Below are 13,222 nucleotides of genomic sequence, written 5' to 3'. Positions count from 1 at the left end.
TTTGCAGGTGCGGCTTCAAGACGTTCACTCCCTGAACTCCTTCTTGTTCGAAGGAGACGAAGATAGACGTCCTGCAACACCTCTCCCGGCGGCTTTAGTGGCTCAGCCGACAGTCGTCAGGTGGGGGAGTTTGAAGTGACCATACCCGGAGGAATTTGACCGACCGCCGGGGAATGCCGCGCTGCAGTGGATGACGACCGATGGAGCGAGGCTTTCCCACAAAGTGGCGTCCTGGTCGGCGTAAGCTCGCTCTCCGCGGGTTCGTCATGAGGGGATTGGCTACCTCATTTTGTCACACGCGGTAACGAATTTCCCCAGCACAGCCCCCGGACATGCATGCCTCGCCGCGGTCTAAATCTATAGCGGAGTCGTTCCGCCGCATTAGATGAGGTCTTACCGTGCAGCACATGATTTTGCGGCCTTTGACAGGCGTGTTTGCAGCCGCGGTGCTGGGCGGCTGTGCCGCGGCGCCTTATGACACATCGATGAATTCCTGTGATCAGGAATACATGATGACCAATCCCGCGGGCGCCGAATATTACTGCGGCCCAGGCTATGGATATCCCTTGTACGAGGGAGGCTTTCTCGGCTTTGTCGATATCGACCACTTTCACCATCACCACCACGACCATGACCATGACCATGACCATGACCATGACTTCGATTTTCATCGCGGCCATGATCGTGACTTTCATCACGGCGGCGCCATGGCAGGCGGTGGACGCAGCGAAGCGCGCGCCGAAGGCCACGGCGGCGGGCACGGCTCAAGTGGTTTCGGCAGTGACTTTCAGCCGTCGGGCGCGAGCGGATCGCGCGGGGGTGGCCCGCACAAGTAATCGGAATCACGCATCGGACATGCGCGCCGATTGGTGACCAGCTTGATCGCATCGAGCCGGTCGGTCTTGGCATGTCGCCGGTGGCGTTCGACGGGGATGCTCGCGGGATCGATCACGTAACACCCTATCACGGCTGACGGAAATTTTCATATCAACTGGCCGAGAGATGCACGGATCCGCGTGCTTCACAACAGCACCACGCGCAGATATATGTATCGCATTGTGATATAATAGCCCAAGCATCAGCGTTCTCCAGTCGATGTCAACGAAATCGCAAAACATGCTGATTTCGAGGCACGCGAAGCGCCAGCAATCCGGCTATCTCATCGGTAGGTATGGTGTTTGCTGACCGTTCTTCCGCGGACCGACAGGAACCGGTCAACGTGACCAGACAAAGGCCGACACGCCTTGCATCCGTCGGCCCCATTTTCTATAGAAGTCCATACCATGCCACTCTCGCGCCGACGTTTCATGATACTTGCCGCATCCGTCGCATCGACGACAGTTCTTTCCACTGAGTCGCGAGCCGACACCCCGTTGCTTGCCGAAAACGATCCGACCGCACAGGCACTTGGCTACAAGACGGACGCCGCGAAAGTGGACAAGACAAAGTTTCCCCGGTATCAGACTGGGCAGACCTGCGCCAATTGCCAGCTGTATCAGGGCAAGCCCGGCTCGGCGACGGGCCCCTGCCCAACCTACGGCGGCAAGCTGGTTTATGCAAAGGGATGGTGTAACGCTTACGTGAAAAAGGCCTGAATCTGGCGCGCGGGTGCTCATTCACATGTAATCGCATGAGTAAACGGTGTCGAGCGGAACGGCCCCCGTCGGCAGCGTGTGTCGATGTCCATCAGGCGTCGCGGCGGACCGATCGATGTCTGGAAGTTTTTTCTCCTGTTTGGCCTGAGGTCAACTCGGCTGCGGTCCATATCGAATACCAGCGAAGAGTCGAGGTGCGAGTAGGCGTCACGGCGCAACGAACGCCGACGTTCAATCCTGGTCAATCCTGGCTGTGGGCATTTCCATCAACGGCCTTCGCCATGATCATGGCGACGGGCATCGTCCCGGTCGCGGCGCATCTCCTTAGCTACGACATCGTTGGGCGGATCCTTCTCGGCATCAATGCCGTGTGGCCTATCCCGCCCTGCTTGCCGCTACGCCATGCCGCCTTCTGCGCTATCCGCATGCGGTGCGCGCCCATAGCGTCGCACGGCCGCGGGCCGGGCATTCCCACTCTCGTCGCAGCGACTGCGGTGCTCGGTAGCCAGCTTTCGACATATCATGTGCTGCCACAAGCGTTGCCGTGGCTGCTGGGCCTCGCGGACGGGTTCTGGCTCGTCGTCGCGTATACGTTCCTGGCCGCCATGATCATCGAACAAAGGAAGCCCGGTCTGCACACCGGGCTCAACGGAACGTGGCTGCTGTTGGTCGTCACCACCGAGTCCACTGCGGTCCTCGCGACGACCAACTCATTCCGCAGGTCCTGACTACCGCGTGCTTGGGCATGGCGACACCCTGGATTCCTCTGCTCGCGGCCCTCTTCATCGAGAAGCACGCCATTGTCGGCGATCCGATTCGCTACACGGCGGCTGAATGTTCCTTCGTCTTTCCACTGGGGATGCACTCTGCCGCCACCTACACTTACGCCGACGCCGCCCACCGTCCCTTTCTCGCCAACGTGGCCCTGATCACCGTTCTGATCGCCTTCGCGACGTGGGTCTGGCTTCGATCGGACTGCTGCGCTCGGCGCTCAGATCGGTCAATGGGAAATGACGGACCGTATCAGGACCATCACGGTAGATTGTGCCGTCCTGCGTGTCCGAGGCCTTCGTTGCTTTTCCCCGCTTCAATGCGCTATCCGATGATCGATCAGCTCCTTGACGACACGTGGATCTGCCAGCGTGGAGACATCGCCAAGGTTGTCGTAATCCCCGTCGGCGATCTTCCGCAGGATGCGGCGCATGATCTTGCCGGAGCGGGTCTTCGGCAGGACAGGTGCCCACTGAATGAAGTCGGGGCTCGCGATCGGGCCAATTTCCTTGCGCACCATTGCCACCAGCGCCTCGCGCAACGCCTCCGTCGGCTCGACGCCGACCTTGAGCGTCACATAGGCGTAGATGCCCTGCCCCTTGAGCGCATGGGGGTAGCCGACCACTGCCGCCTCGGCAACGTCGGGATACGTCACCAGTGCGCTTTCCACTTCGGCGGTGCCGAGCCGATGCCCCGAGACGTTGACGACATCGTCGATCCGTCCGGTGATCCAGTAGTCGCCGTCTGCGTCGCGATAGCAACCGTCCCCGGTGTAGTACCTGCCTTCGAACTGGCTGAAGTATTGCTGTCGCATGCGATTCGGGTCACCGTACACATAGCGCATCTGTCCGGGCCAGGAGTCGAGCATGCACAGGCTGCCGGCACCCGCCCCCTCGATCACCTCACCCTTCTCGCCGACGAGCGCGGGCTGTACGCCGAAGAAAGGCCGCGTGGCGGCTCCGGGTTTGAGCGTCATGGCGCCCGGCAGCGCCGTGATCAGAATGCCGCCGGTTTCCGTTTGCCACCAGGTGTCGACCACAGGGCAGCGCTTGTCGCCGACGACTTCGTAATACCATAACCACGCTGCTGGATTGATCGGCTCACCTACCGTACCCAGCAGACGCAGCGACTTGCGCGAGGTCTTCCTGACCGGCCCATCTCCGTCGCGCATCAGGGCGCGGATCGCGGTTGGCGCCGTGTAGATGATTTGCACCTGATGCTTGTCGCAGACCTGCCAGAACCGTGAGCTGTCCGGATAGTTCGGTACTCCTTCGAACATCACCGTGGTCGCGCCATTGGCGAGTGGGCCGTAGATGATATAGCTGTGTCCCGTCACCCAGCCAACGTCGGCAGTGCACCAGTAGACGTCACCATCGTGATAGTCGAAAACGTACTGGTGCGTCAGGGCGACGTACGTCAGATAGCCGCCCGTGGTGTGCACGACCCCTTTGGGCTTGCCCGTGGAGCCCGAGGTGTAGAGGATATAAAGCGGATCCTCGGCATTCATTTCTTCTGACGGACAATCCGAGGAACTCTGATTCATCAGATCTTCGTACCAATGATCGCGGCCTTCGCGCCATCCGACCTTGCCGCCTGTACGCTTGACCACGATGCACGTTTCGACCCGGGGGCATTTTTCCATCGCCGCATCGGCATTCTCCTTCATCGCTATCGCTCGACCGCCTCGCACGCCTTCGTCGGCCGTAATGAGAATGGTGGAAGCACAGTCCTGGAGGCGGTTTGCGAGCGCATCAGGGGAGAAACCGCCGAACACCACGGAGTGCATGGCGCCGATGCGCGCGCACGCGAGCATCGCAACGGCCGCCTCGGGGATCATCGGCATGTAGATGGTCACACGGTCGCCCCGCTTGACGCCATGCGATTTCAGCACATTGGAGAATTTACAGACCTCCGCGTGCAGTTCGCGGTAGGTCAGAGTCCGGCTGACGGCGGGATCGTCGCCCTCCCAGATGATGGCCACCTGATCGCCACGCGTCGGCAGATGGCGATCGAGGCAATTGCTGCAGACGTTCAGCGTGCCGTCGTAGAACCATCGAATGTGCAGGTCATCGCTGGCAAATGAAACGTCTTTCACATGGGTATATGGCCTGATCCAGTCGAGACGTTTGCCCTGCTCGCCCCAAAAGCCCTCCGGGTCTTCTGTCGAATGGCGGTACATCGCCTCGTAACGGGCCTTATCGGCCCATGCATGCTTGGCCCACTCCGCCGGCACAGGAAAGATTTGATGCTCAGACATGGCTTCCTCCTTGAGGACCTTGCGCTGCCATGCCGGCGGAGGAGGCGCCCTTGGGCACGCGGCCCCGCCGGCGCCGAACGAACCGCTACGCTGCTTGTGGATGGGGTTGTTCTGCGTAGGGGTGTGTGGGCAGCACGGTACGCCCGAAGCTTTCATTGATCACCATCGCCGCCGACGCGTAGAACGCCAGCACGGCTGTAATCAGGCCCGTATAGCCACCCAGATGCGTGGCGAGAGCGGACCCCGTCCACTCTCCGATCGCCAGAAGCAGATAGGTGATCCAGAGGGCAAGGAACACGAGCTGCACGGACGTACTGGTGTGCATGGAGCCGATCCACATATAAAACGTGAACACGCCCCACACCAGCAGATACCAGCCCACGAACGCTGCAGGCACCTTCGTACCCAGGAACGCGACAAACAGGGCGAAGGACCACCAGAACGCGCCATAACTGAGGAATGCCACCGTCCCGAGCGTATTGCCGCGCGGAAATTCGAGCACACCCGCGATCATCTGCGCCGTGCCGCCGAAAGCGAACGCCAGTGCCAGGACCAGGCCCAATGCGTCGGAATTGAACCAGCCTGCGTTAACCATGCTGAGCATCCACGTCGTGAATGCAAACCCGGCGAGTCCGAGGGGCGCCGGATTGGAAAGTTTGCCACCCATAATTTGCCTCCGTGGTCATTGTTTCCGATTGCCATATGTCGAGCCATCTGCGGCGGCGCTACGAGCACTCCTGTCGCCGACGTACTCAAACCGCACGCGCGGCCACGACACGGACATCTGTTTCGAGGTCCTCGTCCGCAGGCTGATTCTGGCCACTCATCGGAAATGCGCCTGCGAGCGAGGCACAACCAAGGTACCGTTGCGCCTCGCGTTTCTTCCCGTAGGAACAGTGAAGAATCCCATGTTCATTATACCATCTACATCACATTGTGATATACTTTTCCATGGCTTATTCATGCGAGAGTCACTGGCCGGATTGACTGGCTCGCGGCCGCATTGCTGACCAGGCCGAGAGGCATAAGGCAACGATTCACTGCGACTGCGCAGACAGATATGTATGAGGAGATCGACCGATCTCCTCATGGAAATCCAATATCCCCGAAAACCCGCGTGGACGTAAAACGCCAAAGCGTGGTCGCACGCTGCGCTTCGATCCGGCCATCATCGAGGAGCGCTTCCGGACCATTGAGCGCGTCTTTGCCTGGGAAGACAGGTTCTGGCGCCTGCTGCTTCGTTTCGAGCGAATCAGTAAGTTAAACTATGCGTTAAAGACGCTCGCCTACACGATGATCGATCTGCGGCACTACTTCCGGAACTGATCTCGCGGCCGATACCCGTGCCAGCCCTTCGGCGCCGCGACGGCTGGCGGCGACTGCTCAGCCGGCTCGACCGGCTTGCTGTCGCTGTAGCGACTGCTGGCCTCGGCAGCCCAGCAGTGATACTGGTTGGCAACGCGATCGGGGAGAGGGTTGATCCGGCTGTTTGCGTGTCAGTCGACACAATCGAGGACGACCCATGCACATTCTTCAACGCTCGACAAAGCCTGTGCGATTCGCTCATGTATGCCGCTTCAGCCGTGTACCTTCGCGCTTTGCATCGCGCACCCTTCGTGCACGCAAATGCCCGCGCGCATCGTGACGTGGCGTGCGAGGAGCCAGTCCAATGCTCCGAGGACGATAAGCCCCTGCGTTGCGCGTCGGCATGCCGCGCCCCGACGTATCACTCGACAGGCGGTTCGCCTTCGCCAGCCGTCTTGATTGGCCTGTCTCGCGCGCTGTCACGTCGCGGCATCTTGCTTTTCTCGTTATCGCTGTGCTTCACCGGTTGGGGATGCCTGATTTTTTCGTCGACGTCAGTCATGGCTTTCCTCCCTCGGCTCTGCTGATCGGCCTGCGACGATCACGGGGCCTGCACTGCAATGCGGGAAAAATCACGCGACTGCGGCTTCACGGGCATCGACTACTTCGCGTCCCTGAATCAGAGCCGCGATCGAGGTCATTACCGGACCCCGAAATATCTGACGTTTTGATGTTCGGCCGATCTGTCAGGGTCGTCAAGAGGGCCGCTGACCGGTTTTGCTGCAAGAAACGGAGCGGGTTAAGCGAGCCCCTTCATCCTCATTTCACGGCGCGTTTACCAACAGCAACCTCGATGACCTCGCGGATAGCGGGTCAGATGACCACATATGTCACAGCGTGATATATAATTAAATCAAAAGCCCGCATCAGAATCCGGCGTGCATTGAAAATGCAACTGGCGCCAGGGAACCTGAACCCGCGAAAGCGGCCACGGTTTGCCGGCAAAAAGCTTCATTCAGGGCTTGGATGACGCAGTCTCACTGCTACATAAAGGAGGCGCAATGATCATCAATAACGACTTTGAGATCAGCTACCTGCTGATTGCATTTGCGCTGCTCGGCACGATCCTGGTTGGCGACCTGCTCAGCACGCTGCAGTTGCAACGCTGGCATCCCAAGCTGCTGGGTGCAGTAGTGGGCGCGCTACTGGGCTTCGTGCTGATCGAGGCCGTGCCGATGTTCACCTGAACGGTTTCGCGGCGAACCGATTCGATCGTTCGAATGGACGACACCGCGAAAGTTGGCAAAGGAATCCACCATGGCCCCATTCAACCGGATCCTTCTCTGCTACGACGCCACATCCGAAGGGCGGCTCGCGCTGCGCTTCGGTGCGGCCCTTGCGCAGCAGTTGCAAGCTGAAACCCATCTACTCTCCATTTTCGACTACACATACTGGTCAAGCGGGTTCGACGTTTTGTCGTCGATGAAATTCGAGGTCGATGAGCAGGCGGCACAAGAGACCCTGCGCGAGGGTATCGACTGGTTGCGGGCATGGGGTGTGACTGCAACGGGACATTATTCGGTCGGAAATGCGATTGACCAGATTTCCCGCCTCGCGGAATCATTGAAGGTCGACCTGATCGTCATCGGACATCACCCACACGGTTTTTTTGCGCGCTGGTGGAGCGGAGAGAATCACGCATTGCTGCTCGACCGGGTATCCTGCGGCGTCCTGTTCAAGGTGGCCGCCTGACGGCCTGCGTGAATTCGAATCGGGGCGGCCAGGACCGCTTTGTTGAACGTGCAACCATGACGGAGGCGAAGATGATAATGGATCTTCTGGTACAGATTGCTGTTGCGGCCGCAGTGCTCGTGATGGTGATTCTTTTCGTCGTCGCCCAGGATACCCGGCCCGATCCTCGTGAACGGATTCTCCGGCATGCAACCGGCAGGCACTGGTGGAACCGCACGCGTCACGGACGTTGACGCTAGTGGTCTGCGTCAAACGGATTGCATCTTATTCAGCTTGGCCCGGGCGCGTGTGACCTTTGCCAGGATGTCGGAAGCCTTAGCGCATTTCGTTATACAGAAGTGTCGTAGCCGTCGCGTAAAATCTGAATGGTGATCACAGCGTCCATGACTCGCTGCATGCCAATCCACAGCGTCTTCGCGCCTGGTTCGCCGTCGCTCTTGCGCCCGAGGAATCCGCCCAGTGACGCGATCATCCGTATCACCTGGTTGAGCGTCGGTGGTTTTTTCGGACGCGCCTTCTTACAGAGCACGTGAGCGCCGTGTATCTCGTCAGCCGCGAAGAACAACGACGCGTCCATCTCCGGACAGGTTCTGCCGACACGCATGAGCCGTGCGATACGCCACGATACGACCATGTACAGCGCGAGCGCCTTCTCCACGCGCTCCATCTGCGAGAGTTGCAACGCCTCAACCCGGCAGGCGTTCTTCAGGACGTTGAAGAACATTTCTATTTCCCACCTCGCGCGGTACCAGTCAACGAGTTCGATGAGCGCATGCGCATCGCCCGCTTCGCGGTTGGTCACAAGACGCCAGATGACGGGCTTCACACCCGCTGGCGCATCCACTTCATATGCCTCGACGCAGGTGAGCGTGACACCGGCACGCCCGGGCAGCGTGATGCGCTGGCTACGCAGTTCCTGCCTCACTTCACGCGCCTTCTGGCCGCTGCGTCCGGGCAGCACGAAGCTGATGTGGCCGACCACCTCACTGGCGTGCACCGTCTCCCACAAACTCGCTTCGCCCTTCAGGGCACGATTGTGCTGCGAGCGCATCAGCCAGTCCGCCGGTTCACCCAGTTCCTGCGCACGCTGCATGAGCGCGGCGATGTCGCCCTCACGATCGGCCACATACACCAGTCGCGTGTCAGGCAGGGCCCGTGCCTGTTCGGCCACGATCTCATAGCTTTCGATCCACCGCACACTTTCCCTGACACCGCCACGCCTGCCGTTTGCATCGCGTGGCTCGCGCGCCCACATCCATGCGTTCATCACACCCAGCGGCTCCCGATCCGGTGTCACCGCATAGGTCGCGTGAAGATACATGCCCACCTGCGCTTCAAAACTGAGCGGGCCGGCCCCATCGATGTCCTGGCCGTTAAAGTTCAGCTCTGTCGTATCGGCAATGCAAAGCACCACCGGCAACTGCCCCATGCGCGTCGTGGTACGGTCCCAATGCGGTTGCATCATGTCGCGCCAGTCGATGCGCTCATTGCCCAGAAAGCGATATGCCGCCATCGTCTCGGCCCAGCCTTCGCACGCGCCCGGAATGCTGGCCGTGGGTCGACTGGCGAACCGCTTGACCAGTTCCTTCGCGCGTCGGTCTCGCCGTGGATCACCCAAATCCAGCGTCTCAAATTCCTCGTCCACCCATGCTCCCGCGTCGTCTCGAATCTTCATGCCGAAAATCCGAGAGTAAACGCGAAATCCGCATTGTTAACAACCCCCTCCTGGCTGATTTGCTATCCAACATCATTTCCAGTCACGTCGATTTGTGTATAAGGAGATGGCCTTAGCGGTCCAGATGAATGGTTTCGGATCACGATTGTGCTTCACGATGTACTGCTCGATCGTGCTCACCAAATCGGAGACCGAGCGGAAGGCCGCGCGCCGCAACTGGGTCTCTGACAGGTCGCGAATGAAGCGCTCGACCATGTTGAGCCAGGATGCACTGGTCGGTGTGAAATGCATGTGAAATCGCGGGTGCTTGGCCAGCCGTGCTTTCACCTCGGGGTGCTTGTGGGTTGCATAGTTGTCAGCGGCCAAATGCGGCTCCTTGTTCCTGGGCGTGTTGCGATCGATCCTGCGCAAGAAGCTCAGCCATTCCTGGTGACGATGTTGCGTTTGGCACTGGCCAATGACACTCCCATCGAGCGTGTTCATCGCGACAAACAACGTCGTCACACCATGACGCTTGTAGTCGTGGGCCATCGTTTGAGCGCGACTTCGCTTCAGTGGCAAACCCGGCTGCGTCCGATCCAACGCCTGGATCTGGGACTTCTCGTCGCAACAGAAGACCAGGGCGTGCTCCGGGGGATCGAGATACAGCCCGACGATGTCTTCCAGCTTCTCCGTGAAGCGCTTGTCGTTCGACACCTTGAAGCTCGCGACCCGATGCGGCTTGAGCCCGTGCGCCTGCCAGATGCGCCGCACGCTCGCTTCACTGACGCCAGCCACTGCTGCCATGCTGCGCGTACTCCAGTGCGTCGCGTTATCTGGCCGCTGCTGCGTCGTCAGTGCCACGATGCTCTTGACCTTGCGCGCGGAGATCTTCGGCTTGCGACCGCGTCGGGTCTCATCGCGCTCGATCCCCGTCACACCATCAGCTAAAAAGCGACCGCGCCAGCGTGCCTCGCCAGATACCAAGGTCCGCACCGATTTCTTTGTCCGTCTTGCCTTGCGCTGCGAGCAAAATCATCTTGGCGCGCTCGGCCAGTCGAACCGGAATCGTCCGGCCGGTAGCCCACGTCTCCAACTGTTTGCTCTGTGCTTCGCTCAGCTCAACTTTCGCGGCGATTCTCATGAGTTGTCCCTCCATGTACATGGAGACTCACAAATCGCGGTTAATTTGCGTTATTTGTGACGCACCACACTAGTGGCGGCATCGGCCCGGCTGCGGCAAGTTCCCCAGCGCTTTCCGAGGTCCTGGCCACCGATGCGACAAGTGTCGGTGGCTCGGTAATGCATCATTCGGATTGTTCGTCCCGCCGACGGATCGTCTACAGTGCGGGCCAGAGAAAGATCACATGCTGGTTGTCGCCACCATGGCTTTGACGCGTATCGTCCGTGCGCCATCGTTTACTTTCCGGACAGCAGCCATCTGGCCACTTCACCAACATGAACGGTCCGCTCGATAGCATATCGAGCGTCGTACGGCCGTACGTGCCGACAACCGTCATCGGAATATCAGCGAAATAAGGCGTAGCCATTTCGTTGGCCGGCGTAGCGCCCCACGTTCCGACTGGCTCGCCGCCATGCCGGTTTTCGTACGACCTCAAGCCATCATATTGTGATTGGGCGCGGGGATGCGCGCCTGCCCACGCCGACGCGCAGATGCCGCACGTAGCGAGAGCCGCCGCAAACAGCCGCCGCGCAATCCATCGTTTCATCACGGCGTCCTTCAGCAGGCGGTGCGGCGCGCAACCGGCATGAACTCGCGCTGCGACACGGCACCTACAGCCCCCAGATGATGTCGGCATTATGTTTGCTGGCTTCACGCAGCATGTCGAGAAATGGCCAGGCCCGCTGCGACAGCCCACTGCTGGATTCCTGACGGCGTTCGCGGGAATACTGCAGTGATTCGAGGGCAATCTCCGCTTTTTCATCGTCCGAAATCGCTGCTTCGAGACGGCTGATTGCACGAGGCAGCTCGTCGTGGAGGATAACCCCACGCGTATCGAGCCGCTTGCCCACGAGACCCAGCAGATACTGGGCGAGATCCCTGAGCATCACGACATCGGGAGTAGCGGGCGATTGAAACGTGATCAGCATAATGGCTCCTTGTTTCGATCTGTATTGCACGATCGCACCGGAAAGCCATTCGGACTCACCCCGGAGGACTAATGCAACGCGTCTTTCGCACTGTGACGCAGCACGACCCGGGCAGCTGGTGATCGTCTCCTGTGACGGCAGCCGGGGCCTCCACGATGACCGGCTTTGCACGTCGGAGAAGCACGGCATCCCCATGGGCGCGTGCCATCCGGGCAAATCATCCTTGTAGTTTCACCCGGACTGCTCCTGCTCAAGAACCAGTCACGAGAAGGCCTGCCTTCATTTTATATCACATTGTGATCTATTCAAGCTGAAGATACCCTCAATGGAGCCTTTTCTGCACCAGACGCAGAATTAGTCTGACGCCGTGATCAGTGCGGTTCTGTCGGATGACGGCGACTCGCAACGGACTTTTATATCACAATGAAATATAATCATGACGACACGTTCTGTCGCTTCGTGAGGATTTGGCCTTAAGGCGTCATGCCGTCCCAGGTGATACCTCCCGCTTTCCTACTCGAACCTTGTCCCGCTACACTCTTATTCGCTGGTTTTCCAGCTTTGCCCCCCATCCCATTGCCGTCCGGTGGCCGGAACGCTTCAGATCGTGTCTCGGCGCATTGCCTGGGATTGCGTTCACCGGCGGTGACAATGCACGTTCTTCTCGGACCGGCGGCAAACATTCCGCTCCTGGTTGCGCCAATGTGTGCTTCGGCCGTGCAGCTGTTCGGGGTCCCTGCCAGTCCGCTTGCGCAGGCATGGTCCATCAACGGCGGCAATCTCGTTTCTGCAGTAGTCGACGTGGCCTGTGCAAGTTGGATCGCCGATCCGGTGGGCGCCGCCGCCCTTGCCGTCGCGCTGGCGATCTGTGCGATGTTTGCGCTGCGGTGTGTTCACCCCCCGTCGGGCGCGCTCGCCCTGACCGCGGTCCGTGGCGATCCGGCCGTGCATGCCTTGGGCAACCGCTTCGTGGCGAACCGATTGCGATCCAGTCAGCGGCGCTAGTGCGCGGCCATCGCTTATCACGCCGCTACGGGGCATCGATACCCGCGCGTCGCCCAGAGTTCGGGTAAAGGCAGGGCAGCATCGGCAGCGACGTCGAACGAAGGTTTCACGCGCGCGGACCTCGAGTCGGTACTGAACCGGCGCGGGAAACTGCTCGATATCGACACGGATGATCTGGAATCCCTGCTGCGCGATATTCAGTTGCAGGCCTACGCCCGCACCTTCTATGAACTGACCTGCGCGGACATCATGTCGCGCTCGCTCGTCGCCGTGTCGGCCGTCACACGAGCTTCCGCCGCATGGAGCCTGCTGAAACAGCGCCGTATCAAGACACTCCCAGTCACTGACGAGAAGCAGCACGTGACCGGCATCGTGACCCGCGCCGACCTTGTCGACAAACGGGCGTTCAGCAAAGTGTCCGGTCTGTCGTCTCCCGTACAACACTGGTTTCGGCGCAGCATCACCCCCGCGCCGCTGGTCGGCGCCCTGATGAACGTCGACGTTCATACGGTCGACGCGACGACGCCGATCGTCGAACTGGTTCCGGTGTTCGCGAACTACGGGCACCACCATATCCCGGTTCTGGACGCGAATCGGCGGCTTGCCGGAATGATCACGCAGGCCGACCCCATCGCAGGGCTGCATCGCCAGCCTTACGCCCAGCAGCAACACGCGGCATAGTCACTGTTACCCGTCACGGTGTTGAACATAGGCAATTAATATCACGCTATGATATAATGTGCGCATTAGCTATTTCTCCACGGCACTGCG

Annotated in this window: 12 protein-coding genes and 3 pseudogenes; 7 read left to right on the top strand and 8 right to left on the bottom strand. The window is 59.9% G+C overall.

Features of this window, described 5'->3' with window-relative positions:
* Positions 1-284: 284 nt before the first annotated feature.
* Positions 285-695 (bottom strand): hypothetical protein, encoded by a 411-nt coding sequence (locus KHO33_RS42270; RefSeq protein ID WP_234480775.1) that lies wholly within the window; start codon positions 693-695, stop codon positions 285-287.
* A gap of 588 nt (positions 696-1,283) precedes the next feature.
* Here KHO33_RS42270 and KHO33_RS29695 point away from each other — a divergent pair.
* The 3 genes and pseudogenes from KHO33_RS29695 to KHO33_RS43020 all read left to right on the top strand — a co-directional run.
* Entirely contained in the window at positions 1,284-1,595 is a 312-nt protein-coding gene (locus KHO33_RS29695) for a high-potential iron-sulfur protein (protein ID WP_200567234.1), read from the top strand.
* Positions 1,596-1,630: 35 nt separating this feature from the next.
* Complete coding sequence (locus tag KHO33_RS42660; RefSeq protein ID WP_267915698.1) at positions 1,631-2,323, top strand: SLAC1 family transporter; 693 nt, start codon at positions 1,631-1,633, stop codon at positions 2,321-2,323.
* A gap of 17 nt (positions 2,324-2,340) precedes the next feature.
* Positions 2,341-2,499 (top strand): annotated as a pseudogene (locus KHO33_RS43020) (hypothetical protein); the annotation flags it as partial.
* Positions 2,500-2,682: 183 nt separating this feature from the next.
* On the opposite strand, the gene acs reads toward KHO33_RS43020, so the two are convergent.
* The 3 genes from acs to KHO33_RS29670 form a co-directional block, all read right to left on the bottom strand.
* Positions 2,683-4,623, bottom strand: coding sequence for an acetate--CoA ligase (gene acs / locus KHO33_RS29680; RefSeq protein ID WP_200567250.1), 1,941 nt, complete (start codon positions 4,621-4,623; stop codon positions 2,683-2,685).
* Between the two features lie 85 nt (positions 4,624-4,708).
* Positions 4,709-5,290, bottom strand: a complete 582-nt coding sequence (locus KHO33_RS29675; RefSeq protein ID WP_200567232.1) for an acetate uptake transporter — start codon at positions 5,288-5,290, stop codon at positions 4,709-4,711.
* A 1,059-nt stretch (positions 5,291-6,349) separates the two neighbouring features.
* Entirely contained in the window at positions 6,350-6,490 is a 141-nt protein-coding gene (locus tag KHO33_RS29670; protein ID WP_200567231.1) for a hypothetical protein, read from the bottom strand.
* A 499-nt stretch (positions 6,491-6,989) separates the two neighbouring features.
* Here KHO33_RS29670 and KHO33_RS29665 point away from each other — a divergent pair, with 499 nt between their 5' ends.
* The 3 genes from KHO33_RS29665 (at position 6,990) to KHO33_RS29655 (ending at position 7,913) form a co-directional block, all read left to right on the top strand.
* Positions 6,990-7,175: a hypothetical protein gene (locus KHO33_RS29665; RefSeq protein WP_200567230.1), complete on the top strand. Its 186-nt coding sequence runs from the start codon at positions 6,990-6,992 to the stop codon at positions 7,173-7,175.
* Positions 7,176-7,245: 70 nt separating this feature from the next.
* On the top strand, positions 7,246-7,680 hold the full coding sequence (locus KHO33_RS29660) for a universal stress protein (protein WP_200567229.1): 435 nt from the start codon (positions 7,246-7,248) through the stop codon (positions 7,678-7,680).
* A gap of 71 nt (positions 7,681-7,751) precedes the next feature.
* A complete protein-coding gene (locus KHO33_RS29655) occupies positions 7,752-7,913 on the top strand; it encodes a hypothetical protein (protein WP_200567228.1) in 162 nt (53 codons plus the stop codon).
* 95 nt (positions 7,914-8,008) lie between these two features.
* Here KHO33_RS29655 and KHO33_RS29650 read toward each other — a convergent pair whose 3' ends face one another.
* From KHO33_RS29650 to KHO33_RS29635, 4 genes and pseudogenes are all read right to left on the bottom strand, one after another.
* Positions 8,009-9,355 (bottom strand): IS4 family transposase, encoded by a 1,347-nt coding sequence (locus tag KHO33_RS29650; RefSeq protein ID WP_200567227.1) that lies wholly within the window; start codon positions 9,353-9,355, stop codon positions 8,009-8,011.
* 72 nt (positions 9,356-9,427) lie between these two features.
* Positions 9,428-10,478, bottom strand: a pseudogene (locus tag KHO33_RS29645) (IS630 family transposase).
* A 196-nt stretch (positions 10,479-10,674) separates the two neighbouring features.
* Positions 10,675-11,064, bottom strand: a complete 390-nt coding sequence (locus KHO33_RS29640) for a hypothetical protein (protein ID WP_200567226.1) — start codon at positions 11,062-11,064, stop codon at positions 10,675-10,677.
* 64 nt (positions 11,065-11,128) lie between these two features.
* The gene (locus KHO33_RS29635) at positions 11,129-11,446 is read right to left on the bottom strand and encodes a DUF1840 domain-containing protein (protein ID WP_200567225.1); all 318 of its coding nucleotides are present in this window, start codon (positions 11,444-11,446) and stop codon (positions 11,129-11,131) included.
* A gap of 524 nt (positions 11,447-11,970) precedes the next feature.
* Between KHO33_RS29635 and KHO33_RS29630 the strand changes: the two are divergent.
* A pseudogene (locus tag KHO33_RS29630) lies at positions 11,971-13,132 on the top strand (HPP family protein).
* Positions 13,133-13,222: the final 90 nt, after the last annotated feature.

It is taken from the genome of Paraburkholderia nemoris (assembly GCF_905221015.1).
Taxonomy (GTDB): Bacteria; Pseudomonadota; Gammaproteobacteria; order Burkholderiales; family Burkholderiaceae; genus Paraburkholderia; species Paraburkholderia nemoris.
The sequence above is the reverse complement of the archived record's forward strand: the minus strand, read 5'-3'. Positions and strand labels throughout refer to the sequence as shown.